The sequence below is a fragment of the Borreliella sinica genome (assembly GCF_033969665.2).
GTDB classification, from domain to species: domain Bacteria; phylum Spirochaetota; class Spirochaetia; order Borreliales; family Borreliaceae; genus Borreliella; species Borreliella sinica.
On the sequence record NZ_CP179554.1, the window covers coordinates 26,118 to 52,399 of the forward strand.

Below are 26,282 nucleotides of genomic sequence, written 5' to 3' on the forward strand. Positions count from 1 at the left end.
TAAAAAAATAAATTAAAATCGGAGGTTTAATTAATGAATATTAGTAAAATAAAGCAAAGTAATAAGGGTTTAATAGTAGAGATACAAAAATGGGGTTGCTATTTCTTGTGTCTACATTACTATGCAAGTGTACTTAAGAAGATGGAATTTGACGTTTTTGATATAAATGCAGCGTATTACAGATTTTTAGGGCTTGATTATATTAGAAGCAATTGTTTTATTAAAAATCCATGTATGATACTTAATTACTATGGAATTAGAAGCAGCGTGAGATATGAGGCTTTTAATTATTTTGGGACTGCTAATGAGTTTGAAATTAGTGAGGTTAAAATTAAGGGAGTTGCTGGATTTCACTTTATTGCTACAGAAAGACAAGAGATATTATACGATTCGCTTAATTTAAAACCCCGCGGAAAAGAATTTAAAGTAACTTCAAAACGTATATTTAGGCTAAAATAGCCCCGCTATAGCTTTAAGCTATTTTTGGCTAATTTATAGGCTTGAATTTTGTTAGCAGAAGAGAGTCCATAGATATTATCAATTTCAGATGTTGAATAATATTTCATAAGTTCTTTAATTTGGAAAGAATTATAGCCATTGGATTTTAAATTTGAAATAAACAAATTTCTACATAAATGAAGTGATTTATTCGCCTTAAAGCCCGACTTTTTAAGAAGATTTTTGAATTTTTTAGAAATATGTATAATGTCGATTTGATTATCTTTAAATTTATGTTTGGTTTTTTGGAAAAGATAAGTTCTTCTAGTATCAAGATTTTTTTCTTCGAAGTGATTTTTGTGTGCCGTTTGAATAGCGCCGAATTCTTTAGAATTAATAACAATTTCTCTAATACAAGTGACTTGTCTTTTTTTTGCCACATTTACTTTTATATTGTAAAAAGTTTCCCCCGTTTTACTTGATAACTGTGTTATATCTTGCATTTTTACTTTTTGAATTTCAGTGCCCCTGCAGCCACTTATTAAAAGCAAATATACAAACCAGCCAGATATTGGATCGGTTTGTTTTAGTTGTTTAATGCATTTTATGATTATTTTGCTGGTTTTTGGAGTTAAGTAAAATTTAGGACTGGGTTTTAGATTTTCTTTTTTATTTTTAGTTGAATTTTTTAGAGTATTTTTAAGAATTTTATTTTCATCTATAACTTTTTGATAATCTTTTATGAGTTTCAAGATTAAATCTGTAGAATCTTTATTTAAATTAAGATAATTATTAAAGTCCATAAAGTCCCCTCCTTACAAGTGTTACTTTTAAATTAAGTAAAAGTAATAAAAATATATGAAAATTGTAATTTCTATTTTACCAAAAACAAAAAATTTTAGTCAAATTTTGTTAGCTCTCATTGCATGAAGAATTTGAGCTATAGAATAGCTGCAGTAAACAGAAGTGGTGATTTTAAGGGGGGCACACAAGAAAGACATGATACTTTGTGTGATATATAGCAAAGACTCTGAAATTTAATTTGTATGTCTTTTGTAATCTTTTGTAGTGAGTCAGTCATTTGCAATGGAGAGATTTTCAGGAGTTGATTAAAATTACATTTTCATTTTGTTAATATGTAACACAAAATGTAACAAAATTAATTAATTAAATCTTTAAAAAAATTGTAATTATTGAGTATTGCATTAAGCTTATCTTCGTAGGAGTAACTTATGATGAAAAAAATATTGATTATTTGTGCTGTTTTTGCACTGATAAGTTCTTGTAAGAATGATGCAGATTTAAAGCAAGGTGTAGAAAAAAAAGTTAAGCAAGGGATAAAACAAACAGAACAAAAAGTTGAGGGATTTTTAGAAAAAGTAGAAGAAATTATTTCAGATGAAATAGCAGAAAAATTAAAAGAAGAAGAATTAGAAAAATTAAATGAGAAAAAAGAAAATAAGAAAGATTCTAATTTAGAAGAAAAAGAAAATCTCAAAAATGATTTAAAAGATAATGAAGATGTTAAAGCTTTAAAACCTGAACCTATAACTTTAGAAAATAAAGAACCAAAATTAGAAATAGCAGAAACATTAAAACCAAAATTACCAGAAATGCCAAAATTACCAGTAGTAGCAAAACCAGTAGTTAAAGAAAAAACAGAAGAAGAAAAAGCTAGAGAAAAAAGGGAAGAGGACTTAAGAAGAAGAAGAAGAGAAAAATATGCTGAAGAACTGAAAAAAATGGAAGAACGGAAAAAGCAAAGAGAAGAAAGAAGAAAATTAATAGAATCAGAATCAGGCGAAAGTTTTCTTGAGGGAGTAACTAAAAATAAAATTTTAGAAATTGCAAGAAAGATAGATAAGATAACTAGCGATATTGATAGTATAAATCCAAAATCATATTTTGAGGAGAGAATAGAAGTATCTGGAAAAGAAGTTGAAGATAAAGTTACGGGTGCTATTTATGACGATATTACTAGTAGTAATTCAAGCGATAGTTCTGTTTATTCCGACTGGAGCGAGTATCTTGATTTAGAAGAAAAAGAAAACGGATTAGAAAGTCTTATTAAAAAACTAGAAGAAGATAGAAAAGGCCTAAGAGCTAAAATAAAAATAAAAGAAGGTAATATTGAAAAAAACAAAGATATTGTAATAATTAGTGATATTAAGGAAGATTTAGAAAAAGTGAAAGATTCTTTAAGAAAACTAAAAGAATATCTTGAAAGTAATGACAATAAAGAGGGACTTAAAAAAGTTGTAAAATGTAAAATGGATCCAAGCAGTGATGGTTGTGGTTTGAGTGCTAGTGATTATATAAATATCAAAGAGTAACAAAGAATGTGAACTGCGATACTTAAAAAGATTGAAGAAGAACTTAAAAGTATTGGGGTAAGAGTCTGAAAGTTAAGAAAAAAAAGTAATAAAAAATGGTTTTAAAAGCATAAAATATGAAAAACAAGACTTTTTGCTAGTCTTGTTTTTTTATTTAAGATATTTTTTTAACTAAAAATAACATAATCATTATTCAAAATATTATGTTTTTGCTCTATTATTATAGATAATATGAATGTTAATAAAGTTTTTGATTTTTATGATGTTTTGGATAATTTGACAAAAAGGGAAAGAAGCAGTGTTTATGAAGCAATAAATGGGCCTTTAGAACCCGTAAAAGAATTTATTAAAAAAGTTTTAAAAGATAAATATCTAATAGAAAAATATAGAAATTCCAAAAATGTTGAGATTAATTATAGCTACAAGGAAGGAATGCTAGAAAAATGTTTGGAAAAATTAGAAGAAGATAAATATGCTTCTGGCAAATTTTTACTTTTTGTTAATAAGATTTTTTATAATATAATACGAAGAATATCAGAACGAAACCAACCACATGTGATTGAAAAATTTAGAGATATGTTATTTATAAGCATACACTACTATGATAAAGAAATTTTCACAAGTAATAATCTTATGGATGAAATGAAATATTTTTACAAACTTATAAAGTCAAGGTTTATTAAAATGCAATAAATTAGCAAACTACTGTTCCTAAATCAATAAAAGCCAATAAATATTAAATACTCCCCAATAGATATCAAGAAATTATCAGTTTATGTTAACAATTCATCAAATTGCTTTACTATTTAGAGTAACAATTTGTTAATTTTGTTACTCTAGGAAACTATTTTTGAAAAAAGTTAAACGGTCTTTTGATGATTATGTTGTCTATTTTAGAGAGGGATTATTGGATGATAGAGAAATAGCGGCGAAATTGGGGGTTTCTAGAGTAAATGTATGGAGAATGAGACAAAAATGGGAAAGTGGGGAAACTTTTGTTGGCGAGAATTCTATAGTAACGATTAGTGAAGATACTTTTGAATACTTTATGACACAAGCTTTTAAATCTCGGGCTAAAGCTATAAAAATTAAGGGCGAATTAGATTTAGAGCGCTCCAATTTAGAATTGGGATTTATACGAGCATTTAAACAATATTCTAGCATTGAACTTGCTAGTATGCATTCAAAAATAAAAGATTTACAATCCAAAATTGCCTTTTTAAGCAAAAAATGTAATAAGAAAAATGAAAAAGATTTTAATGAAAAAATTAATTCTCTAAAAAGCGATCTTAATGACCTGATAAAGGAGTACTCAATAAGGGAAATGGGGCTTTACTATGAGTGTATTAAAAAGCTAACTTCTGCTTACGAAGTTGAGAGTAAAAATAACTACAAAAGTAGTAAGGGGTACAAGTGAATATATACGAAACAGAATTTTTTAAAACACTGCAAAAGGAATTCAAAAGAGAGCTTGGATTTGACATATCTAAATTAATAAAGTCACCCCCCCCCTTTGGCTAATTTTGATAAATTTGAAGAGAAATATTTAACTGTAAAGCAAAAGAGTGTGATAAAAAGTATCCAAAAGAACAACGAAAAGAAAATTATACTCAGTGGTGGAATAGCTAGTGGCAAAACGTATCTTGCATGTTATTTATTTCTCAAGAGTTTACTTGTAAATAAAAAGTTATACTCTAGTGATACCAATAATTTCATCATAGGGAATTCTCAACGCTCAGTTGAAGTTAATGTTTTGGGGCAATTTGAAAAGCTATGCAAACTTTTAAATATTTCTTATATTCCCAGACATAGGAACAATTCATATATATTGATTGATTCGCTGAGAATTAATTTATACGGTGGGAGCAAGGCAAGTGATTTTGGAAGGTTTAGGGGTAGTAATTCAGCGCTTATTTTTGTAAATGAGGCTACTACTTTACATAAGCAAACTTTAAAAGAAGTGCTGAAAAGACTAAGGCGTGGGCAAGAAACTATTATTTTTGATACCAATCCGGATCATCCAGAACATTATTTCAAAACCGATTATATTGATAATGTAGCAACTTTTAAGACATATAATTTTACAACTTACGATAATGTTCTACTAAGTAAAGAATTTATCAAAACGCAAGAGAAACTCTATAAAGATATACCTGCATACAAGGCAAGAGTTTTACTAGGAGAGTGGATAGCAAGTGCTGACTCAATTTTCACAGAAATTAATATTACCCAAGATTATGTGTTTACTAGTCCGATAGCATATTTAGACCCAGCGTTTAGTATTGGGGGTGATAATACCGCTTTATGTGTTATGGAGAGAGTTGATGATAAGTATTATGCGTTTATATTTCAAGATAAACGACCGGCTAATGATCCGTATATTATGAATATGGTCAAGACCGTATTACAGAATTTCAATGTACACACGCTTTACTTAGAAGATAGGGATAATACTAAAGGTTCTGGAGGATTGACGCGTGAATATATGACTCTTAGAAAGAGTATGAGTCAATATTTCAGAATTGCTCCAGTTAAGCCAAAGTCTAATAAATTTAGTAGAATAGCGTCGTTAATTACACCTTTTACTTACAAAAAACTTTATATTGCAAAGTATAGTAGTTCTACTGTATTTAGCGATATTTACGCTTATAAAGGGGATAATAAAACCCCCGATGATGCGCTTGATGCAATATCTGCTGCATATTTGATGCTATCTTTAGGATATAAAGATAGAATTGTCCATTTTGGCAATCAAAAATTTTTGTAAATTTTTTTGACAAAAATATTGGTTTTTGCTATCATATATGTAATTAAATAAGAATAAATAAAAAGTTATTTAATAAGAAGTAATAAAATGTGTAATTTAAGAAAAGCAAAATTAGTAGATAAAATAAATCCATTAGAATTATATAGATACTCAATATTTTTTAGAAATTACATAGAAAATGTAGCGGAAGATTGCCTCAAGAACGGAATTATTCTTGAGAGTACTGTTAAAAATATTAGTGAAGCAGAACTTGCTAGATTAAAGGTGCAGCTTAAAAATGCTTTACTCAATTGTATTATAAGCTACCGTTTTCATGGAATTGGATATATTTTAGTAAAAACCAAAGATTTAATATTAGACCTTGAAAATCCTGTTAATATAGAGCTACCTATTGGATTTGAATACCTTGATTATGAATATGTAAGGGATTTGGGAGCTAACTTTGATTATGTAACTTACAAGGTAAAAGCCAATAATCAGGATAATTCTTTTAATGATGTTAAAATACACAAAAGTCGACTCATAATATATGAAAATTTCGATTATATCTTAAAAAGATATGTTCCGTGTTATACGGAAAGTTTTTTGTTAGATATTTACTTATTTGAGAAGATATACGTTGAAATAGAAAAACGTATTGAAAATCACAATTTTTTATTTTACAAAGATGAGTCTTTAGTACAGCTACAAGATGCACTCTCAAGCGCGACAACTTCTTTGAACTCTCTTACACAAAACAGCAATAATGAAAAAGGAAATAGTTTTTTATCTTCCTTTTTAAAGAGGCAAAATACAAACAATCACAGTAAAGATATTTCTAATTTACGCAGTCTTAATGACTCATTGGCACATGAACTTACTAGGCTTAAGAACAATCTTAGTAATGAGGGAATGTTTTATACAGCTACTCCTAGCGCTAGTTTAGAAGTTATTAAGTATGACCTTACTTATTTAAAAGAGGCTTTAGCATTAATTAAAGCAAAAATCGGTGCTGATACTAAGGAGCCTTTAACCAGAAGTTTTAATGAGCAGGCTAAAGGACTCGGAAGTGATGGTAAAGGCGATAGGAGTAATTATTACGATTTTCTAAAGGGCGTACAAGAACAAGTTGAGAATTCTTGTAATTTAAAGCTTAATAAGTATTTTGGCCTTGATATGAGGTTCAATTCACTAATTATGTTGAGCGAAGATCAAAAGGTAGAAAGAGATATTAAGTTAATTGAGCTTTACAGCAAATATAACGAGCTTATAAAAAGCAGTTCTTTTAGTAATGAGGAGCGAGCTTTTTTAAAAGAAAAATTATTCTCATTTTGAGAAAAGGATTAAGAAAAGGAGTTGAAAAGTGATAGAAAATGAAAAAAAAGAAATAATTGACGAGAAAGTTCAAGAAGTTCAACAAGTTAAATCTGATACTAAAGTAATAAGCGCTGGGGAATATGAGGAGTATATACGCTTTAAAGAACAAGCAAATAATGCAAAATCCAAAGAGACAACTCGAGATTTAAGTATAAATGAGCGAATAGCAAAAGAACTTGCTGAGGCTCAAGAAAGAGATCGTTCCGAAAAGCAATTATTACTAGAGCTTGATCGCATATCTGAAATTGATGCACTTGCAAAAGCGCATCTCAGCAGCCACTTTAATAAAGAGGCCCTACTTGCAAAAGGATACACGCTAAAAGACATTATTCAGGCTCAACGCAGAGAACTTGTTCGCAAGTTTGTCACAGCTGGTCAAATTAAAGCTATTGCTAAAATATCAGATATAGATCATATAGATGGAGAGATACTAGAACAACTTGTCTCTCTGGCGAAAGAGAATATCAAATTGAGAAAAAACGCTAATAGCAATTCTTCTCCTATTGACTCAATCAAGGGCAATGTTATTGCTAAATCAGAAGAGAGCTTGCTTGATCCCAATTTTGTTCCAGTTAATTTTGCTGAGATTGTACAAGCCAAAAGCAATGCTTACAAGCAAATACGAGCACGGTTTTATGAGAATCGAAAATTTTATAAAAGAGTGGGCATTGCGTAAAGGAGTTTGTGAATGGCCAGTACAGATATAGCAAAAATCAAAGAAGAATTTGAAGACTTAGAAATTCACACAAAAAATATTTCTAATATCAATTTTGAACTATCAAAAGGCGATACTGTTATACTACTTCAATCAAGCATTAATATTTTTGATAAAAATGACGATATTCATTTTGATAAACATCATTTTTACATACTTAGCGCAATTGGCCCGAAAACTTTAAATTTAATTTCTGATACCGTTAAGATAAAAGCAAATAGTAGAATTGAAATAGCTAACCAAACAACTAGCTTAAAAAAAATTCTAGATAGTATTGTAAGTGCTATCAACGGCATAACAATAATAATCGATGAAAAAAATATTCCAGCAATTGATAAAGTGAGTTTAGGAATAAGAACCACTAACATTTCTACTGATATTAACAATTTATTTAAGTAATTTTTGCTAAATATGCTATAATTAATAGCATGGATTTAAGAATTGGTAATAATTTTGAATTGGTATTTAATAATGATTTTTCGCTTGTTGATGGAATTGACGAGCAAAAACAAAAATTGTTTATATTCCTAAAAGCCTTAAAGGGTAGCCTAAGTTATTCTCCTCATTGGGGACTGGACTACTTCTTACTTTTAAAACTGTTCAAGATTAACAATTTTCAAGCCGTGAAAAATTATTTTCATGAAATTTCTAAAGAACTTAACTTAGACATAATAAATATTTCTATTTCTGTAAAAGACCAAAAAGCACAAATATCCTTTTTTTTCTCTGGGGATATTTTAAATATGGAGTTTAATTTATGAGCATTGTTTTTGACTCTGATTTTGGTATTCTAAAGCGTACAATTAAGGATATAGTAAGATCAAAAAGGGAATATCTCCGCTCAAATTATGGAATTAACATTGATGATAGTAACAGCTCAATTTACAACATTATTGCATATTCTTTAGCATTAATTGAAGAAGAAATAATCGGTGAACTTAATCTCTTTTTTTCTAAAATGAAACCCGGTGGCACCTATTGGACTGCAATTGAAGAACACATTTCTTCTAAAAGCACAACTTACAGTGAAGTTAGGGCTGCTCTACTTAATCTTAATGGGGTAGAACACGCAAATATAAAAAGTTCCGCTGGTAAAGCTAATATATATCTAATTCTTAAAGAAGATTTACTAGACGCTGGTAAAACTACTATTAATAATCCAGAATTTAAAGCTAAACTTTGGGAAACATTATATCTTACAACCCCTAGTGGCACTTTACTTGAGGGAGATATAGAAATTGATGGACTCAACTCAACTGGACAACTTAAATCTTACAAAATATCCCTAGGCAAAAGAAAATATGTTTATATGAAAGTAAAGTATAAACTTGATCTTAAAAACTATCTTTACTTAAACATAGACTCTCAAATTAGAGATATATATTCTCGGATTATTTCAAATAACTATTCTGATATGGGAATTAGCTTTGAATATCAAGACTTTTTTGCTCCAGTTAATGAAGTAAAGGGAATTAAGTTTATGGAAATTACAGCCTGTGTTAAAGATACAGACACTGAAAGTATTTCAAAAATCAGTGATAGTGATTTTAAGAAAAACGAAGATATTGCCATTACTGATGATACAATACTGCTTTTCAACACAACTGAACGACTACTTATTAACATTGATACTTAAAAATTATGAAAATACCTAATTTTTTGAAAGACACCGAAATTCAGAAATTTTTGCGTACAGAAACTGAATACGCACAACAACTTCTCAATGAGCTTAGGTTTCTTAATTCTAACCTTATAACCATTGACGCAAAAGAGAATATAAAATCACGATATGTTGCTATATGGATATCTCAAGTCCTGTCGATTTTCTATGCAAAAACTCAGACTCTACAAAGTATTACAAGCAATATCAATAGTGTTATTTTTGCTTTACGACATATTGGCACTGATGAGTCGTTTAGACTGATTTTCAAGGCGTTTTTAAATGTGGATATTACAGTTACTACCCCTGAAGCTGGCGTTATTGATATAGGCTTAAAAGGCCCAATAAAGACAAACTTTATCACATTTATTTCGCCTAGCACTGCAAAAGAAAAACGGCCAAAAAAAATACTAATTGGAGAAAAGAAAAAGGGGTACGTTCTATCTAAAAAGGCTTTGGTATTCAACTCTCTTCCTAAAGGATATGATCATTCAATTTACGCTTTTATAAAAGGGATTATTCCTATTGGTAGAGTTCTTAAGATTAACAATAAAGATGGTGAAAATATTATCACTTTTAATAATTAAGGAGGCTTTATGGCTGAGGGTGAAGAAAAATTACTAATTGATGAGGAAGAAACGGTTCAGATTAAAGATTTAAATAAGGTAACTAAAGTTGAAAACACCGACCTTTTATTGCTTGATGATGGGGCTGCAAGCTGCAACGCTATTACCTTTAAAAACTTCTTAAAAACAGTTAAAGACAAAACATTTAAGGGAGAAGGACTGGGGGAGTTTAAAGAGATAATTAAGTCTACAATTGCGGAAGAGTTAGCAGCTGATACAAGCTTTGTAGAAAAAGTTTACGCTAAAATAGCTGACAAGCTAATTGATAACGGTTCTGATAAGCTTTCCAACCTTTTTAGCAAAATTAAATCGCGCCTAACAAATAGCATATCAGCAGCCACTCTATCTAGAAGTGACGATCTTTTGATAATGTCTTCAAGCACTATTCAAAAAACTCCAATTCCTAAACAATTACTTGGTGTGCCGTCAGACTTTTCCTATGAGGGCAAGGTTTCGGGCTCTACAATTTATCCGTCTAGCTACGAACAAAAAAGAACAGTTATCGATTTTACAGACTATCAAGAAGTAAGTCTTCTTTTTTATAAAAGTTTTGATAATCAAATCATTTACCTTGATATAGAACTTGCGATAATACATCATTACAATGAAACAAAAAAATTATACCTAAAATATTCAGATGAAACTGAGGGAAATTTAGTTTACCAACATAAAAGCTACTCTGATATTGACTCTAGATTCCCAATGTATAAAGGATGGTATATCCAAAAAAGATCCTACTTATCGGGGAGTAATGTTCCATACCTTATGAAACTGTAAATTTTTTAGCAAAAATTAAAATTTTGGTATATACTGTATATATAAATAAAAAATTAAAATGAGGATTAAAAAAATGGACATTAAATTAACAGAACTTCTTATCAATTTAAATGAAATTAAGCTTATAGCAGTTATGATTTTTGTAACAGTAATAGTTCTTGGGGTGTTATTTCTTCTAAAACCTTTACTAAAAGACATATTGTCTATACTAATAGGTAAGTTTTTTAAAAATGGCAATGGAAATGGCAATAGCGGCCGTATTAAAAAATGAGATTAATTTATGAAGTTGTCTAAAGATAATCTTGAAATTGGGCTTACATCCATATCAAGCCTTATTGATATATTTTCTAAATTTGAAGATGAATTTGATGAAATTGCACATAAAGGATTTTTATTAATCTATGAATTGTATTCTCATTACACACTAATCTATAAATCAAATATGGAAAGACTTGAAAATGCATTAAGCCCAACAATAGCTAAAAAGCTAACCCCAATAAATGAGAAAATCAATACACTTGTTGATTTAATTAATTCTGATGAAAAAAATCTAAAAGTATCCAATAATCTAAAATTCAATCGGGATGGAAAACCTATCTACCAAGAGGAAACAAATAATGCAAAATAATACTCTTGAATTGGGGCTTAATTTATTATCTAGCTTAACCAACATAGCTAAAACCGATACAAACATTGATCATAACTATATTAATACTTTTAGTAGTATAGTAAATTTCTTCTACAAGACATATATTGGGACACTAAAATCTATGGAAAAAGCCGAGTCAATGAAAATATTTGAAGAAATACAAGAGATATTAAAATACAATATTGAGATAATAGAGGCTATTTCTAGCAGTAAAAGTAATAGAATTATCTCCTCATTAAAAGCAAAACGAAACAAAATCATGAAAGAATACGTAGATATGCTTAAAAGGGGCGAAAATGCGTAAACTAGTAAACTTTTTATTACTTACTTTACTGCTATGTTGTAGAACTATTGCGGGGCTACCAGACGAGCCAAAACCGCCAATTATTAAAACACTAGGGGCTTTAGCCAAATATGAGACTCAACTATCAGAATATGTTATGTACCTTGTAACATTTTTGGCTAAAACAAAAGTGAAAGTTAATGACCCAAATTATCCAGAATTCACTTACCCAGACTTATCAACACTAAAAGAAGAACACTCAATGCCTTCAGTAAAACATAATATCAAACTACTTTTAGAGTATATCCAAAAAACAAAACCAATAGCAAAAAAAGTTTATAATCAGTATTCAAGATTAAAAATGTGAATTACAAAAAGTTTTTTCTTGCAAGAAATTATACTTTATAATCTTAAAGCCGTTTATCACTACCATATTTAAATGAATTTTATTTTTGGAATAAATCTTAATAAAGAGATAAGCTTACCAATATTCTATTTATTAAGGAGTGCAATATGCAAAAAATTAATTTATTAATATTATTTATGTTTATTATCGGTATTAATAATTTAATTTCTTATGAAATTAAAAAAGATGAAATTATAAAAGTTAAAACCTTAATGTTATCAAAGAATCCAGAATATAATTTCCCTGTAAAAAAAGAAGATGAGAATAAAAATCCATTTGAAATTTTAAGGATAGGCTTAGAAAATTTTATTAACCAAGTGGGCCCCGAAAATATCTTTGAAGTCAAAACATTAAGTCATTTAATAGGTACCGGATTTGTCGTAATATACAAAGAAAAGAAAAAATAATTTATAGCTTGTGTAATATTTTTTAAAATTTAAATGTTAAAATCTCTAGATATTGGATTAAGCTTAATATCTAGAGATTTCTTCTGTTATAAAAATTAATTTGATATAATTATTGCCTGATTAATTAGTGCCTTCTTCTAAGAATTTTATTATTTTATCTATTTGTTCTACAGCTTCATTAGACATTGTTGTTCCATTGCCAGCAGTAGTGTTTCCATTATACTTTATAGTTACTCCGACCAATTTTGCTTCTGACCATATTTTATTTTTTTCACTATCTTTATTAGTAATACCCTCGATAGTTTGTTTAGCTGCTTTTAACGCTGCCAATTTGGCTGCTAATTTATCTTGGAATAGATTTTCCAACTTTAATAGTTTCTCTTTAAGCCCTGGATCACTTATATCCTTAAATCTTTCTTTCAATTCATTTATTTTATCTTTATAATCTTTAAACTTTTTTTCACCACCAACCTCTTTATTATTAAGTTTTGAAATATCTAAAAGCAAAGAATCTATTTCTTTTTTTTCGTCTGCATACGCTTCTCCTCCCATAAACGCTTTACAAGCCATTATAAATAATAATGATGATATAAAAAATAATTTAACTAAATTTTTATTTTTCATTAGTTACTCCTTGATTTAAAATAATTAAATAAAGCTAGCGCAACATTGCAAAATATAAATTTCTTTCTCAAACAAAAATTTATAAAAATAGGGTCTATAATTACAAGAATATTTTTTACTTAATGTATTGTACTGAAGATAATAAAAGGAGATAAAAATGAAAATTATAAATATATTATTTTGTTTATTTTTACTTGTTCTAAATGGCTGTAATTCTAATGATAATGACACTTTAAAAAACAATGCCAAACAATCACAAAGTAGACAAAAGCGCGATTTAAGCCAAGAAAAAGTACAACAAGAAAAACCAAAATCCAAAGAAGAACTTCTTAGAGAAAAGCTATCTGATGATCAAAAAACACAACTTGACTGGTTAAAAACCGCTTTAACTGATGATGGAGAATTTGATAAATTCTTGGGATATGATGAAAGTAAAATAAAAACAGCACTGGATCATATAAAAAGTGAACTTGATAAATGTACCGGGGATAAAGCTGATGAACAGAAAAACACTTTTAAACAAATTGTTCAAGGTGCGCTTGGCGGTGGAATAGATAATTTTGCAAGTCAAGCAGATAGTACCTGTAATGCTGGTGGTTAATAATAACAACACCACCCAACATTATTGAAGTCTTGCGAGCAATTGGAACAATTAAAATAGTGCTTAAGCATAAACACCTAAATTATACCTATAGCAAAACCCCCCTATATTGGGGGGCTTGCTATGGAAGGATATCGCTATGGTCTATTGCTATGCTGCAAATATATAATCAAATTGTTTATCTTTTTTTAAGACACTAAAGAATATTAGCGGGCTAGCACCATACATAGGCTTTTTAAACGACATAAACTTTTCAAAATCTTGTAAATCCTTTAATCTATTATTTCTCTTAAAATAGTCTTTTATAATCTCAGCCCAATAGTTTATACTCTTGAAATCACTATTTTTTTCAAAATACGAGATTAAATCGGCTTCAATTTTCTTGATATCATCAACATCATTGGGGTCTATATTTTGAATAAAGCTTATTTTTTGAATAATTGAGTTTATATTCTCTTTTGTTGTAGAGCTGTTTACCCAATTTTTTATATTAGACAACGCTTCTTTAAAAATGCTGTAATAATAAAGCCTATCTTTTTTTTGTTCTAGATTAATATCTTTTTTCTGGACTTGAATAGTGTTGTTTTTTTGTTCTGAAATATTGCTTTTCTGATTATAAAATCTCTCTTTTTTCTGATAGTGATTAACAACAGTTTGTTCTTGCTTTCGATTAACACTAGCTTGTCTATTGGCAACATAATTATCATCATTATTGTAAATAGGCGCTGCATCAGTATCAACTTCACTTCTTATGTTAAGACAAGCGACTAAAGTATACCTTTTAAAATAAGTAATAGATGATCCAACTTTTTGTGGTAATGTATTTATAGTTTTAGCCTCATCTATATGAATTCGCGTATCAAATGATTCTCTATACCCAGTACTTTTACTGTAAAATGTAGTTCTAATATAATCAACTATGCCATATTGACCCTCTCTAAACATTGGAAATTGCCTAAACATAAGATCCAAATTATGCTTTTCAATAACGTTGTATATTTCTTCTACTATGTCATTGAAATCTTGGTATTTGTATTTAAGCCCTTTATTTGTAAGACTTTTATCAATACCCGGTAAATTTCTAAGTAAAGTATCCATATCGTTTAAGAATTTAATTTCTGCTTGAATATTATTTTGGATATTATTTTGCATATCTTGATTATTAAAATTATTATTTTTTGATATTTCTTGCATTTTATGCTCCTTCATTTATGATTAATAATAAATATATAGCAAAAACTATTTTTGACAATTTTTTTACAAAAATTTTTGCAAAAAAAGAAGTGGGACTTAACCAAACTCTCTTGTTAAAGAATCTCGTTAAGTACCCACCATATTCTTATTTTTTTGTAAATTCAAAATAAAGGTAGCAAAACAAATGATAGTGTTTCACCACGATATTTGTAGTATATCTCAATTTGATTTTAAATTATAAATTGGGGTTATCAAAAAAATGAGGGCTTAGCTAGATTCTCTTCTTAAAGAACTAAGCTAAACCCTTACATTACATTTCTTGAAAATTATCATAAATAAAGTAGCAAAACAAATGAAAGTGTTTCACCACGATACTTGTAGTATAGTCTAACTTAAACTTAAAATCAATTTATTTTCTTTAAATTACAAAAAGTGTATTTAATTAATGAAATTAATAATTAAATTAAATATTTTTTAGGAAAGTATTTACTTTTAAATCAAAATTATGCATTATATTATTAATTATTATTAATCATAAGTAAAGGAGCATAAAATGCTAGAAGTTATAACCAATAAAAAAATCCCAAATTGCCACAACAAACACCAATACAAATTAATTGTTCTTATTTCAACACTAGCCTACATAAACAAAAAATATAAGAAATATACACAAAAAACCATACTCTATCACTTTAATGAAAATCTAAAACGAAATGGTCTAGATATTGTTACACTAAAAACATTGCAAAAATATCTTTATAAATTAAAAAAAGATATAAAAGTTACATCAAATTACCACAAACACTTGGGGGTAAATCGTGGGACTGAAATTTACTATAAACTTAATTTTCCAAAAAAAGAGTGTTACTTTAAGATAAACAAATTCTTTGAAGATAAAAAACAATCAAGATTCAAAAAAAGAGTTGAAAAACACTATTTGGACAAATTCCCTTTAGGGGGGAGTGTATATTCGGGGGAGTGTTTAAGTAATAAAAATAATAATAAAAAAGAAGAAAGAAACAAAAAGGTTATATAAGGATTAAATATGGAAACTGCACCCGAGCCAATAAAAAAAGGTAAATGCAAAGTTGAGTGCAAAAATAAAGATAGATTTATAAAAATTGAGAAAGAAAGTGATAAAGCAATGTACCACACATCAATAATGATGGATTTATACAAATTTGGAGTTTATGAGAATAAAAAAAAGAAACAAAATGAATTTAGAGTATCATTAAGGGCATTATTTAATGGGGAAAGAATTGTTCAAGAGACTCACTTATATCCCGAAAAAAAGGGGGACAAATTTTTGGGCCTTTTTTATGGATTTAGAAAACCAATAAAAAAAGCTTTTGTAAAGTATGAAGTAAATGGGAATAGAAAATCTTATGGTTTTGCAAGGGCATATTACATGGAAGTTAGATTTAAAGCAGGTAGCGTTTTTTTCTACTTTAAAGGATTATACCGCTTATTATATAGAGAGAGAATGAATAATCACTACAACAAAATATTATTTAGTATGTTTACAGATTTGGAAAAACAAGTATATGAATTTTATGGGAAAAAATACCCGGAACAAGGACCACTAACAAAATGGATAATAAAAAACCTAAAATAATAACAATTGCGTCAATCAAGGGCGGTGTTGGTAAAAGTACAAGTGCAATTATATTTGCTACTTTGTTAGCTCAAAAATATAAAGTATTATTAATAGATATAGATACTCAAGCATCTACTACCAGTTATTTTTACAAAGAAATTACAAATCAAAAGATTAATATTGTAAGTGAAAACATATACAGAGTATTGAAAGAAAAATTAGATATAAATGATGCAATTGTTAATATTAAAGATAATTTAGACCTAATACCGAGTTATTTAAGTTTGCATAAATTTTCAAGTGAATTTATTCCCCTTAAAGAGTTGAGATTAAAGGATAATTTAATTTTTTTAAAACAAAATTACGATTATATAATAATGGATACTAATCCTAGCTTAGATTTTACTTTATCAAACGCTTTGCTAACTAGCAACTGCATAATAGTGCCAATGACGGCAGAAAAATGGGCAGTAGAAAGTTTGGATTTATTAGAATTTTATATTAAAAATTTAAAAATAAAAATTCCAATTTACATTCTTATAACAAGATTTAAAAAAAACAATACCCATAAAGAGTTATTACAACATGTTAGGTCTAAAAAAGGATTTTTAGGAATTGTTCATGAAAGAGAAAATTTAAATAAGAAAATTACTGGCAATGATGAATTTGATATGACTAAAGATTATATCAATGAATATAAAGAAGTATTGTCAAAATTTTTCACTATGCATGAAAAATATATTATAAAAGGTTGTTCACAATCTGGACAATCTTGAAATAAAGGAGGTTTTTATGAAAATAGAATTAAACAAAAGGGTTTTGTCAGAAGAAATAGATCCAGATGCAGAAAAAAAAATTGTTACCAATGAAGATGCAATTACTCATTATAATTCTTTAAAAGATAGATTGAAAGCTAATTTTAGAAAAGAAATATTTCACAAAGTGGACAACATTAGAATTTTAAAAGAAATTAAAGATAATGAATATTATAAGTTGGATGGATATAAAAGTTTTTTTGCTTTTGTAAAAGATTATAATATAGCAAGAACCCAGGCGTATAATTATTTAAAATTAGCAAATGCTTTGCAAGAAGGGCTTATTAAAGAAGACTATGTAATAGAAAATGGCATTCATAATTCTCTTGATTTAATACAAGATAAAGAAAGTCCAACATTTAAAAAATCAAAAAAAAATCCAATTAAACCATTGAGATTCCAACTTAAAAGTAAAGAAAGTTATGATTTTTACAAAAGCAACGCTAAGTTTACCGGGTATCTTTTAGACAAATTATTTAATAATGAAAAAGAAATGATTAAAAAAATTCTAAAAGAATATAAGCAATTAAAAGGATAATAAAGGGATTTTATGAACAGTTTAGCGTACAGAACATATAACATAGAAAGTATAAAAAATGAATTTTTGAATATGGGTTTTAGTGAGGAGGCAATAGATTTTGTTTTTCTTCATAATGATAATTACAACTTTGAATATTTAAAAGAGAAAATAATCGATGTAGAGAAGAATTTACAAAAAGATATATCTAATTTAGACGTTAAAATAGATAATGTAGAAAAAAATTTACGAAAGGATATATCTAATTTAGACGTTAAAATAGATAATGTAGAAAAAAATTTAAATACTAAGATTGATAGTGTAAACAATAAGATTGACAATGTAGAGAAGAGCTTACAAAAAGATATATCTAGATTAGATAGTAAAATAGATAGTGTAAAAAATGAACTTAATGCGAAAATAGATGGTGTAGAGAAGAGTTTAAACACTAAAATAGATAGTGTAGAAAAGAATTTACGTAAAGATCTTAATATGGGAAATAGATTAATGCATTTTATGATATTAACGGCGGCAATTCTTGGGCCAATTTTAAATGCTTTATTTATGAAATATTTACAACTCATTAAATAATGAAATAATAATTATCTTTTTTAAACGTATTATAATGCTGATGAAAATTACTTATTAGTAATATTATATTTTTGATCTATTATAAATTAAAACTTGTTTAAACTTTTTAACAATAGAATTTAAATAAGTTCTTTTTTGGTAAAAAGACAAATTGATTTTAATTCTAAATTGAATTATGATTAATTAGTAGAATTATTTTTATAATAAATTCTGCTAAACCCTTGACTTTATTAAAGTCTTTTAACAAGAGATTTTAATAAAGTACCCACTATTTTTTACAAAAAGTTTTACAAATAAATTGACAACAGCTATTTTTGTTATATATTGTCAAATAACGTTGATTGCATAAACATCAACGAAGGTTATTTATTTAGAATTTTCCAAAAAAATCAGTAGTGGGAATTTATGGAATCTCTTTCATAAGAGATTTTTTATAAGTTCTCCATATTATTTTTTACAAAAAATTTTTTATAAAAAACTTGACAAAAATAGTTTTTGTTATATAATCTGTTTACAGATTATATTTTATGTGTATTTTTCCGAATGTCTGTTGATTTCAGGTTTAGGCATAAAATTAATTTTTTGATTTTTCGGTATTTACATTTTAGTGGGACTTAGCCGATTTTCTAAAAAGGGAATTTGGTTAAGTCCCACCGGTTTTAAGAAAAAGTTGACAAAAATAGTTTTTGCCATATAATATATATAGCTAAAAATAATGTTGCATAAATCAAAATTAATCATTAATCTGATTGGGTTGGGACTTAACAGATTTTCTAATAAAAGAATTTCGTTAAGTCCCACTTCTTTTTGCAAAAATTTTTGTAAAAAAATTGTCAAAAATAGTTTTTGCTATATATTTATTATTAATCATAAATGAAGGAGCATGAAATGCAAGAAATATCAAAAAATAATAATTTTAATATTCAAGATAACGGAGTATCTAAAATGAGGAATTTTGAGCAACAAAGTTTTATTGGTTGTGAAGTGTTTGAAGAAACCCCAAATATTGTTGTTAAAGAAAAAAGCAAATTAAGCAAGATAGGCAAAAAATTACCCGGAATTAGTAAGCAAGAATGTTTTAAATTTAATCGAAATATTGATTTTAGCGTACAAAGAAACAAACTCGACAAATATGGGGCTAGTGAAGTGGGCACTGTTCTAATTGGTGGAGCTGGACTTAAAGACTTAATGATCAACCGAGTGCTTAAATATTTTGGTATGAGTATGCCTTTTGAAGAGAATTTATATATGCTCAAGGGTAAAGAGTTAGAAAATTTAGGATTTAGAGAATTTGTTAAAGCACATGGTGATGATATTGATGTACTATACAAAAACAAATATGCCAACGGTGTTGATAAATATAATTATTCAAAAAAAATAAATGGTTCAGAAAATTTAGTAGGCTCAACAATTGACGGTTGGTTTATTAATAAGGAAGGCAATAAAGAACTTTTAGAGATTAAAAGTAGTGACTCTAATTATATGAGTAGTGCTATAGCGGAGTACAATAAAAATGGTAATTTTTTAAGTAGTAAGTATTTTTTCAAATATTATGTGCAAGCACAAATACAATTAGCATGTACTGGACTTGAGCATTGTAATTTATTCTTCTTGATAGACGCTACACCAGTTAACTGTAAGATAAAAAGAAATGACTCTTTAATATCAAAAGTTTTAGAATTTGTTCAAAAATGTGAGCGGGAAATTTTTAATATAAGAAACGAAATTGCTAAAAACCATGGGATTAATTTATTAATTGCAAGTGATTATGAGATAATGAAACGTTTATTAATCTTGTTGAAGAGATTGAAGAGTTGGTAGTAAAGAGTGATTTTTATCAATCTGGAGTTGAGTTTAATTGGGTAAATGAATTTGTAGAGTATGTTGAGTGTATAGACCTTGAGATTAAGACTGATCAGTCAGCTTTAAATCTTGAGAATGGCCTGATTGAGATTGAAAATTTAAAATCAGAATTAAATAAAATTCAAAATGAAAACAAAAAAAGAGAAAAACCCATAAAGGATTTACTCAAGATTAAAATTGACAAGATTTTGGAGGAATATCCACTGATTAATAGCAGTGTAAATTATAGATTTAAGGAATTTATATTCAATTATGACGCCAAGAAAAGGGCAATAGCGGATAGATTTACTGAACTTTCTTCAATAGGCCGTAAAGCCTTTTTCCCAAGCAGTATAAGCAATATGTCGTATGCGAACAGTGTCCCCTTTTGAGTGGGGGCACAAAAATAAAAGAATTAAAAAAATAAATTAAAATCGGAGGTTTAATTAATGAATATTAGTAAAATAAAGCAAAGTAATAAGGGTTTAATAGTAGAGATACAAAAATGGGGTTGCTATTTCTTGTGTCTACATTACTATGCAAGTGTACTTAAGAAGATAGAATTTGACGTTTTTGATATAAATGCAGCGTATTACAGATTTTTAGGGCTTGATTATATTAGAAGCAATTGTTTTATTAAAAATCCATGTATGATACTTAATTACTATGGAATTAGAAGCAGCGTGAGATATGAGGCTTTTAATTATTTTGGGACTGCTAATGAGTTTGAAATTAGTGAGGTTAAAATTAAGGGAGTTGCTGGATTTCACTTTATTGCTACAGAAAGACAAGAGATATTATACGATTCGCTTAATTTAAAACCCCGCGGAAAAGAATTTAAAGTAACTTCAAAACGTATATTTAGGCTAAAATAGTCCCGCTATAGCTTTAAGCTATTTTTGGCTAATTTATAGGCTTGAATTTTGTTAGCAGAAGAGAGCCCATAGATATTATCAATTTCATGTGTTGAAGAATATTTCATAAGTTCTTTAATTTGAAAAGAATTGTAGCCATTGGCTTTTAAATTTGAAACAAACAAATTTCTGCATAAATGAAGCGATTTATTAGCCTTAAAGCCCGATTTTTTAAGAAGATTTTTGAATTTATTAGAAATATGGATAATGCTAATTTGATTATCTTTAAATTTATGTTTGGTTTTTTGGAAAAGATAAGTTCTTCTAGTATCAAGATTTTTTTCTTCGAAGTGATTTTTGTGTGCCGTTTGAATAGCGCCGAATTCTTTTGAGTTAATAACAATTTCTCTAATACAGGTGACACTTCTTTTTTTTGCCACATTTACTTTTATATTGTAAAAAGTTTCCCCCGTTTTACTTGATAACTGTGTTATATCTTGCATTTTTACTTTTTGAAGTTCAGTGCCCCTGCAGCCACTTATTAAAAGCAGATATACAAACCAGCCAGATATTGGATCAATTTGTTTTAGTTGTTTAATACATTTTACAATTATTTTGCTAGTTTTTGGAGTTAAGTAAAACTTGGGACTGGGTTTTAAATTTTCTTTTTTGTTTTTAGTTGAATTTTCTAGTGTATTTTTAAGAATTTTATTTTCATCTATAACTTTTAGATAATCTTTAAATATTTTGAGGAAAAAATCTGTATCACCTTTATTTAAATTAAGATAATTATTAAAGTCCATAAAGTCCTCTCCTTACAAGTGTTACTTTTAAATTAAGTAAAAGTAATAAAAATATATGAAAATTGTAATTTCTATTTTACCAAAAACAAAAAATTTTAGTCAAATTTTGTTAGCTCTCATTGCATGAAGAATTTGAGCTATAGAATAGCTGTAGTAAACAGAAGTGGTGATTTTAAAGGGGGGCACTTAAGAAAGATACTATACTTTAAGTGATATATAGCAAATACCCTGAAATTTAATTTGTATATCTTTTGTAATCTTTTGTAATGAGTCAGGCATTTGCAATGGAGAGATTTTCAAGAGTTGATTAAAATTACATTTTCATTTTGTTAATATGTAACACAAAATGTAACAAAATTAATTAATTAAATCTTTAAAAAATTGTAATTATTGAGTATTGAATTAAGCTTATCTTCGTAGGAGTAACTTATGATGAAAAAAATGTTGATTATTTGTGCTGTTTTTGCACTGATAAGTTCTTGCAAGAATTTTACAAGTACAAGTAGTTCAAGTGAGCAAAGTAGTTTAAGGGAGCAAGTAAGTAGTAATGAAATAAAATTCTCTGAATTTACTGTAAAAATTAAAAATAAAGATAATAGTGGTAATTGGACAGACTTGGGAGATTTAGTTGTAAGAAAAGAAGAAAGAAGAAAAGGAGAATATGGTATTGCAACGGGTTTAAATGCTGGTGGGCACAGTTCCACATTCTTTGAAGTAGAAGAGTCAGAAGTTAATAACTTTGTAAAAGCAATGACTGAAGGGGGAACATTCAAAACCAGTTTTTATTATGGGTATAATAACGAACAAGGTCATACAAGCGGTATCCAAAATAAACAGATAATAACAAAGATAGAGAAAATTGATAATTCCGAATATATTACATTTTCAGGAGATAAAATTAAAGGAGATTCAGGGGATAAAACTGCTGAATATGCAATACCACTAGAAGAGCTTAAAAAGAATTTAAAATAAAATTTTAAACGTAGGGGATATTATTAATGAATAAAAAAATTTTGATTATTTATGCTGTTTTTGCGCTGATAATTTCTTGTAAAAATTATGCAAGTGGTGAAGATTTAAAGCAAAATTTAAAAGCATACGTAGATAAAGAATTAATGCAGGGGGATGATCCTAAAAACAGTTTATTTAATCCACCCCCAGTATTTCCGCCAAATCATCACGATAATACGCCTATATTAAAAGTTCCACAAGCACAAAGTGGCGGTCAACAAGATAAAAAAGAAGATAAAGAAAAAGAAGAGATTGAAAAAAAAATAAAAGAATTGAAGGAAAAGATAGATAAATCGGATGATAAAACCTCTCTCAATGCGTATTCTAGTTATGAAGAAGAGATAAAAAAAATAAAAGAAGAATTAGAAGAAAAATTAAAAGATAAAAAAGAAGATAAAGAAAAACTTGAAAAGGAATTAGAAACCCTTGAGAAAACTTTAAAAGAAAAAATAGCAAAAAGAAAAAAAGCTTTAGAAGATGCTAAAAAGAAATTTGAAGAGTTTAAACAACAAGTTGAATCTGCAAGCGGAGTAACTCATGGTGAGCAGGCTAGAGGCAAGGGTAGTGTTGGGCAACAAGCTTGGAGTGAGGCCAACACATTAGGTTTAAGAGTAAGTTATTCTAATGATGATGATACTAGTGGTATGTCAAATGGAATAATAGATGGGGCGATTAAGCAAATTGAAGAAGAACTTAAAAGTATTGGGGTAAGAGTCTGAAAGTTAAGAAAAAAAAGTAATAAAAAATGGTTTTAAAAGCATAAAATATGAAAAACAAGACTTTTTGCTAGTCTTGTTTTTTTATTTAAGATATTTTTTTAACTAAAAATAACATAATCATTATTCAAAATATTATGTTTTTGCTCTATTATTATAGATAATATGAATGTTAATAAAGTTTTTGATTTTTATGATGTTTTGGATAATTTGACAAAAAGGGAAAGAAGCAGTGTTTATGAAGCAATAAATGGGCCTTTAGAACCCGTAAAAGAATTTATTAAAAAAGTTTTAAAAGATAAATATCTAATAGAAAAATATAGAAATTCCAAAAATGTTGAGATTAATTATAGCTACAAGGAAGGAATGCTAGAAAAATGTTTGGAAAAATTAGAAGAAGATAAATATGCTTCTGGCAAATTTTTACTTTTTGTTAATAAGATTTTTTATAATATAATACGAAGAATATCAGAACGAAACCAACCACATGTGATTGAAAAATTTAGAGATATGTTATTTATAAGCATACACTACTATGATAAAGAAATTTTCACAAGTAATAATCTTATGGATGAAATGAAATATTTTTACAAACTTATAAAGTCAAGGTTTATTAAAATGCAATAAATTAGCAAACTACTCTTCCTAAATCAATAAAAGCCAATAAATACTAAATACTCCCCAATAAATATCAAGAAGTTATCAGTTTATGTTAAAAAATTTCTAAATTGCTTTATCATTTAGATTAACAATTTGTTAATTTTGTTACTCTAGGAAACTATTTTTGAAAAAAGTTAAACGGTCTTTTGATGATTATGTTGTCTATTTTAGAGAGGGATTATTAGATGATGGAGAAATAGCGGCGAAATTGGGGGTTTCTAGAGTAAATGTATGGAGAATGAGACAAAAATGGGAAAGTGGGGAAACTTTTGTTGGCGAGAATTCTATAGTAACGATTAGTGAAGATACTTTTGAATACTTTATGACACAAGCTTTTAAATCTCGGGCTAAAGCTATAGAAATTAAGGGCGAATTAGATTTAGAGCGCTCTAATTTAGAATTAGGGTTTATACGTGCATTTAAACAATATTCTAGCATTGAACTTGCTAGTATGCATTCAAAAATAAAAGATTTACAATCCGAAATTGCCTTTTTAAGCAAAAAATGTAATAAGAAAAATGAAAAAGATTTTAATGAAAAAATTAATTCTCTAAAAAGCGATCTTAATGACCTGATAAAGGAGTACTCAATAAGGGAAATGGGGCTTTACTATGAGTGTATTAAAAAGCTAACTTCTGCTTACGAAGTTGAGAGTAAAAATAACTACAAAAGTAGTAAGGGGTACAAGTGAATATATACGAAACAGAATTTTTTAAAACACTGCAAAAGGAATTCAAAAGAGAGCTTGGATTTGACATATCTAAATTAATAAAGTCACCCCCCCCTTTGGCTAATTTTGATAAATTTGAAGAGAAATATTTAACTGTAAAGCAAAAGAGTGTGATAAAAAGTATCCAAAAGAACAACGAAAAGAAAATTATACTCAGTGGTGGAATAGCTAGTGGCAAAACGTATCTTGCATGTTATTTATTTCTCAAGAGTTTACTTGTAAATAAAAAGTTATACTCTAGTGATACCAATAATTTCATCATAGGGAATTCTCAACGCTCAGTTGAAGTTAATGTTTTGGGACAATTTGAAAAGCTATGCAAACTTTTAAATATTTCTTATATTTCCAGACATAGGAACAATTCATATATATCGATTGATTCACTAAGGATTAATTTATACGGTGGGAGCAAGGCAAGTGATTTTGGAAGGTTTAGGGGTAGTAATTCAGCGCTTATTTTTGTAAATGAGGCTACTACTTTACATAAGCAAACTTTAGAGGAGGCCTTGAAAAGACTAAGGCGTGGGCAAGAAACTATTATTTTTGATACCAATCCGGATCATCCAGAACATTATTTCAAAACCGATTATATTGATAATGTAGCAACTTTTAAGACATATAATTTTACAACTTACGATAATGTTCTACTAAGTAAAGAATTTATCAAAACGCAAGAGAAACTCTATAAAGATATACCTGCATACAAGGCAAGAGTTTTACTAGGAGAGTGGATAGCAAGTGCCGACTCAATTTTCACACAAATTAATATTACCCAAGATTATGTGTTTACTAGTCCGATAGCATATTTAGACCCAGCGTTTAGTATTGGGGGTGATAATACCGCTTTATGTGTTATGGAGAGAGTTGATGATAAGTATTATGCGTTTATATTTCAAGATAAACGACCGGCTAATGATCCGTATATTATGAATATGGTCAAGACCGTATTACAGAATTTCAATGTACACACGCTTTACTTAGAAGATAGGGATAATACTAAAGGTTCTGGAGGATTGACGCGTGAATATATGACTCTTAGAAAGAATATGAGTCAATATTTCAGAATTGCTCCAGTTAAGCCAAAGTCTAATAAATTTAGTAGAATAGCGTCGTTAATTACACCTTTTACCTATAAAAAACTTTATATTGCAAAGTATAGTAGTTCTACTGTATTTAGCGATATTTACGCTTATAAAGGGGATAATAAAACCCCCGATGATGCGCTTGATGCAATATCTGCTGCATATTTGATGCTATCTTTAGGATATAAAGATAGCATTGTCCATTTTGGCAATCAAAAATTTTTGTAA

Annotated in this window: 30 protein-coding genes and 4 pseudogenes; 30 read left to right on the forward strand and 4 right to left on the reverse strand. The window is 28.0% G+C overall.

The genetic code is table 11. The features are described 5' to 3' along the window. The first annotated feature begins 33 nt into the window (after positions 1–33). Entirely contained in the window at positions 34–459 is a 426-nt protein-coding gene (locus tag QIA41_RS06070; protein WP_418909571.1) for a DUF261 domain-containing protein, read from the forward strand. A 5-nt stretch (positions 460–464) separates the two neighbouring features. Here QIA41_RS06070 and QIA41_RS06075 read toward each other — a convergent pair whose 3' ends face one another. Continuing rightward, complete coding sequence (locus QIA41_RS06075; RefSeq protein WP_418909515.1) at positions 465–1,241, reverse strand: tyrosine-type recombinase/integrase; 777 nt, start codon at positions 1,239–1,241, stop codon at positions 465–467. Positions 1,242–1,670: 429 nt separating this feature from the next. Here QIA41_RS06075 and QIA41_RS06080 point away from each other — a divergent pair, with 429 nt between their 5' ends. The 16 genes and pseudogenes from QIA41_RS06080 to QIA41_RS06155 all read left to right on the forward strand — a co-directional run bounded on the left by QIA41_RS06080 (position 1,671) and on the right by QIA41_RS06155 (position 12,417). Further along, a complete protein-coding gene (locus QIA41_RS06080; protein ID WP_418909516.1) occupies positions 1,671–2,771 on the forward strand; it encodes a hypothetical protein in 1,101 nt (366 codons plus the stop codon). Between the two features lie 231 nt (positions 2,772–3,002). Further along, positions 3,003–3,464 carry a DUF643 domain-containing protein gene (locus QIA41_RS06085; protein WP_418909517.1) on the forward strand — a complete coding sequence of 154 codons (462 nt, stop codon included), beginning with the start codon at positions 3,003–3,005 and terminating at the stop codon, positions 3,462–3,464. 157 nt (positions 3,465–3,621) lie between these two features. After that, positions 3,622–4,188, forward strand: coding sequence for a DUF603 domain-containing protein (locus tag QIA41_RS06090; RefSeq protein WP_418909518.1), 567 nt, complete (start codon positions 3,622–3,624; stop codon positions 4,186–4,188). After that, positions 4,185–5,538, forward strand: a pseudogene (locus QIA41_RS06095) (PBSX family phage terminase large subunit). The gene QIA41_RS06090 and the pseudogene QIA41_RS06095 overlap by 4 nt, the downstream one beginning before the upstream one ends. An 87-nt stretch (positions 5,539–5,625) precedes the next feature. After that, entirely contained in the window at positions 5,626–6,852 is a 1,227-nt protein-coding gene (locus tag QIA41_RS06100; protein WP_418909519.1) for a phage portal protein, read from the forward strand. 28 nt (positions 6,853–6,880) lie between these two features. Beyond that, entirely contained in the window at positions 6,881–7,570 is a 690-nt protein-coding gene (locus QIA41_RS06105) for a DUF1357 family protein (RefSeq protein WP_418909520.1), read from the forward strand. Between the two features lie 45 nt (positions 7,571–7,615). Beyond that, positions 7,616–8,008 (forward strand): annotated as a pseudogene (locus tag QIA41_RS06110) (DUF777 family protein); the annotation flags it as partial. A 29-nt stretch (positions 8,009–8,037) separates the two neighbouring features. Then, complete coding sequence (locus tag QIA41_RS06115; protein ID WP_418909521.1) at positions 8,038–8,370, forward strand: DUF2634 domain-containing protein; 333 nt, start codon at positions 8,038–8,040, stop codon at positions 8,368–8,370. After that, positions 8,367–9,245 (forward strand): DUF276 domain-containing protein, encoded by an 879-nt coding sequence (locus QIA41_RS06120; protein ID WP_418909522.1) that lies wholly within the window; start codon positions 8,367–8,369, stop codon positions 9,243–9,245. Before QIA41_RS06115 ends, QIA41_RS06120 begins: the two co-directional genes overlap by 4 nt. A 5-nt stretch (positions 9,246–9,250) precedes the next feature. Then, entirely contained in the window at positions 9,251–9,856 is a 606-nt protein-coding gene (locus QIA41_RS06125; protein WP_418909523.1) for a DUF735 family protein, read from the forward strand. Positions 9,857–9,865: 9 nt separating this feature from the next. Beyond that, the gene (locus QIA41_RS06130; protein ID WP_418909524.1) at positions 9,866–10,672 is read left to right on the forward strand and encodes a DUF685 domain-containing protein; all 807 of its coding nucleotides are present in this window, start codon (positions 9,866–9,868) and stop codon (positions 10,670–10,672) included. A gap of 73 nt (positions 10,673–10,745) precedes the next feature. Then, positions 10,746–10,943, forward strand: coding sequence for a BlyA family holin (locus tag QIA41_RS06135; protein ID WP_418909572.1), 198 nt, complete (start codon positions 10,746–10,748; stop codon positions 10,941–10,943). Between the two features lie 9 nt (positions 10,944–10,952). Then, positions 10,953–11,300 carry a BlyB family putative holin accessory protein gene (locus QIA41_RS06140; protein WP_418909525.1) on the forward strand — a complete coding sequence of 116 codons (348 nt, stop codon included), beginning with the start codon at positions 10,953–10,955 and terminating at the stop codon, positions 11,298–11,300. Then, complete coding sequence (locus tag QIA41_RS06145; RefSeq protein WP_418909504.1) at positions 11,290–11,625, forward strand: BlyB family putative holin accessory protein; 336 nt, start codon at positions 11,290–11,292, stop codon at positions 11,623–11,625. The genes QIA41_RS06140 and QIA41_RS06145 overlap by 11 nt, the downstream gene beginning before the upstream one ends. Next, positions 11,618–11,971: a BBA14 family lipoprotein gene (locus QIA41_RS06150; RefSeq protein ID WP_418909526.1), complete on the forward strand. Its 354-nt coding sequence runs from the start codon at positions 11,618–11,620 to the stop codon at positions 11,969–11,971. Before QIA41_RS06145 ends, QIA41_RS06150 begins: the two co-directional genes overlap by 8 nt. Positions 11,972–12,117: 146 nt before the next feature. Continuing rightward, positions 12,118–12,417: a hypothetical protein gene (locus QIA41_RS06155; RefSeq protein WP_418909527.1), complete on the forward strand. Its 300-nt coding sequence runs from the start codon at positions 12,118–12,120 to the stop codon at positions 12,415–12,417. A 120-nt stretch (positions 12,418–12,537) separates the two neighbouring features. Here the strand turns inward: QIA41_RS06155 and revA are convergent, their stop codons facing one another. Continuing rightward, positions 12,538–13,041, reverse strand: a complete 504-nt coding sequence (gene revA / locus QIA41_RS06160; protein ID WP_418909528.1) for a fibronectin-binding protein RevA — start codon at positions 13,039–13,041, stop codon at positions 12,538–12,540. Positions 13,042–13,198: 157 nt separating this feature from the next. On the opposite strand from revA, the gene QIA41_RS06165 reads away from it, so the two are divergent. Continuing rightward, positions 13,199–13,642, forward strand: a complete 444-nt coding sequence (locus QIA41_RS06165) for an Mlp family lipoprotein (RefSeq protein ID WP_418909529.1) — start codon at positions 13,199–13,201, stop codon at positions 13,640–13,642. 150 nt (positions 13,643–13,792) lie between these two features. Here QIA41_RS06165 and QIA41_RS06170 read toward each other — a convergent pair whose 3' ends face one another. Then, positions 13,793–14,836, reverse strand: coding sequence for an ERF family protein (locus tag QIA41_RS06170; protein ID WP_418909573.1), 1,044 nt, complete (start codon positions 14,834–14,836; stop codon positions 13,793–13,795). Between the two features lie 553 nt (positions 14,837–15,389). On the opposite strand from QIA41_RS06170, the pseudogene QIA41_RS06175 reads away from it, so the two are divergent. The 7 genes and pseudogenes from QIA41_RS06175 to QIA41_RS06205 all read left to right on the forward strand — a co-directional run. Continuing rightward, positions 15,390–15,866, forward strand: a pseudogene (locus QIA41_RS06175) (plasmid maintenance protein); the annotation flags it as partial. Positions 15,867–15,881: 15 nt separating this feature from the next. Further along, on the forward strand, positions 15,882–16,451 hold the full coding sequence (locus QIA41_RS06180; RefSeq protein WP_418909530.1) for a DUF226 domain-containing protein: 570 nt from the start codon (positions 15,882–15,884) through the stop codon (positions 16,449–16,451). Next, positions 16,427–17,209, forward strand: coding sequence for a ParA family protein (locus QIA41_RS06185; RefSeq protein ID WP_418909531.1), 783 nt, complete (start codon positions 16,427–16,429; stop codon positions 17,207–17,209). The genes QIA41_RS06180 and QIA41_RS06185 overlap by 25 nt, the downstream gene beginning before the upstream one ends. Before the next feature lie 16 nt (positions 17,210–17,225). Continuing rightward, entirely contained in the window at positions 17,226–17,786 is a 561-nt protein-coding gene (locus tag QIA41_RS06190) for a chromosome replication/partitioning protein (RefSeq protein WP_418909532.1), read from the forward strand. Between the two features lie 12 nt (positions 17,787–17,798). Further along, entirely contained in the window at positions 17,799–18,356 is a 558-nt protein-coding gene (gene bdr / locus QIA41_RS06195) for a Bdr family repetitive protein (RefSeq protein ID WP_418909533.1), read from the forward strand. Between the two features lie 888 nt (positions 18,357–19,244). Next, positions 19,245–20,590, forward strand: a pseudogene (locus tag QIA41_RS06200) (DUF244 domain-containing protein). Positions 20,591–20,647: 57 nt separating this feature from the next. Further along, on the forward strand, positions 20,648–21,073 hold the full coding sequence (locus QIA41_RS06205; RefSeq protein WP_418909534.1) for a DUF261 domain-containing protein: 426 nt from the start codon (positions 20,648–20,650) through the stop codon (positions 21,071–21,073). 5 nt (positions 21,074–21,078) lie between these two features. Here QIA41_RS06205 and QIA41_RS06210 read toward each other — a convergent pair whose 3' ends face one another. Continuing rightward, entirely contained in the window at positions 21,079–21,855 is a 777-nt protein-coding gene (locus tag QIA41_RS06210; RefSeq protein WP_418909535.1) for a tyrosine-type recombinase/integrase, read from the reverse strand. Between the two features lie 429 nt (positions 21,856–22,284). On the opposite strand from QIA41_RS06210, the gene QIA41_RS06215 reads away from it, so the two are divergent. The 5 genes from QIA41_RS06215 (at position 22,285) to QIA41_RS06235 (ending at position 26,282) form a co-directional block, all read left to right on the forward strand. Further along, complete coding sequence (locus QIA41_RS06215; RefSeq protein ID WP_418909536.1) at positions 22,285–22,827, forward strand: Erp family outer-surface lipoprotein; 543 nt, start codon at positions 22,285–22,287, stop codon at positions 22,825–22,827. Positions 22,828–22,853: 26 nt separating this feature from the next. Further along, the gene (locus QIA41_RS06220; RefSeq protein WP_418909537.1) at positions 22,854–23,585 is read left to right on the forward strand and encodes a hypothetical protein; all 732 of its coding nucleotides are present in this window, start codon (positions 22,854–22,856) and stop codon (positions 23,583–23,585) included. Positions 23,586–23,747: 162 nt separating this feature from the next. Further along, positions 23,748–24,209: a DUF643 domain-containing protein gene (locus QIA41_RS06225; protein ID WP_418909517.1), complete on the forward strand. Its 462-nt coding sequence runs from the start codon at positions 23,748–23,750 to the stop codon at positions 24,207–24,209. Positions 24,210–24,366: 157 nt separating this feature from the next. Next, positions 24,367–24,933: a DUF603 domain-containing protein gene (locus QIA41_RS06230; protein ID WP_418909538.1), complete on the forward strand. Its 567-nt coding sequence runs from the start codon at positions 24,367–24,369 to the stop codon at positions 24,931–24,933. Then, the gene (locus tag QIA41_RS06235) at positions 24,930–26,282 is read left to right on the forward strand and encodes a PBSX family phage terminase large subunit (protein WP_418909539.1); all 1,353 of its coding nucleotides are present in this window, start codon (positions 24,930–24,932) and stop codon (positions 26,280–26,282) included. Before QIA41_RS06230 ends, QIA41_RS06235 begins: the two co-directional genes overlap by 4 nt.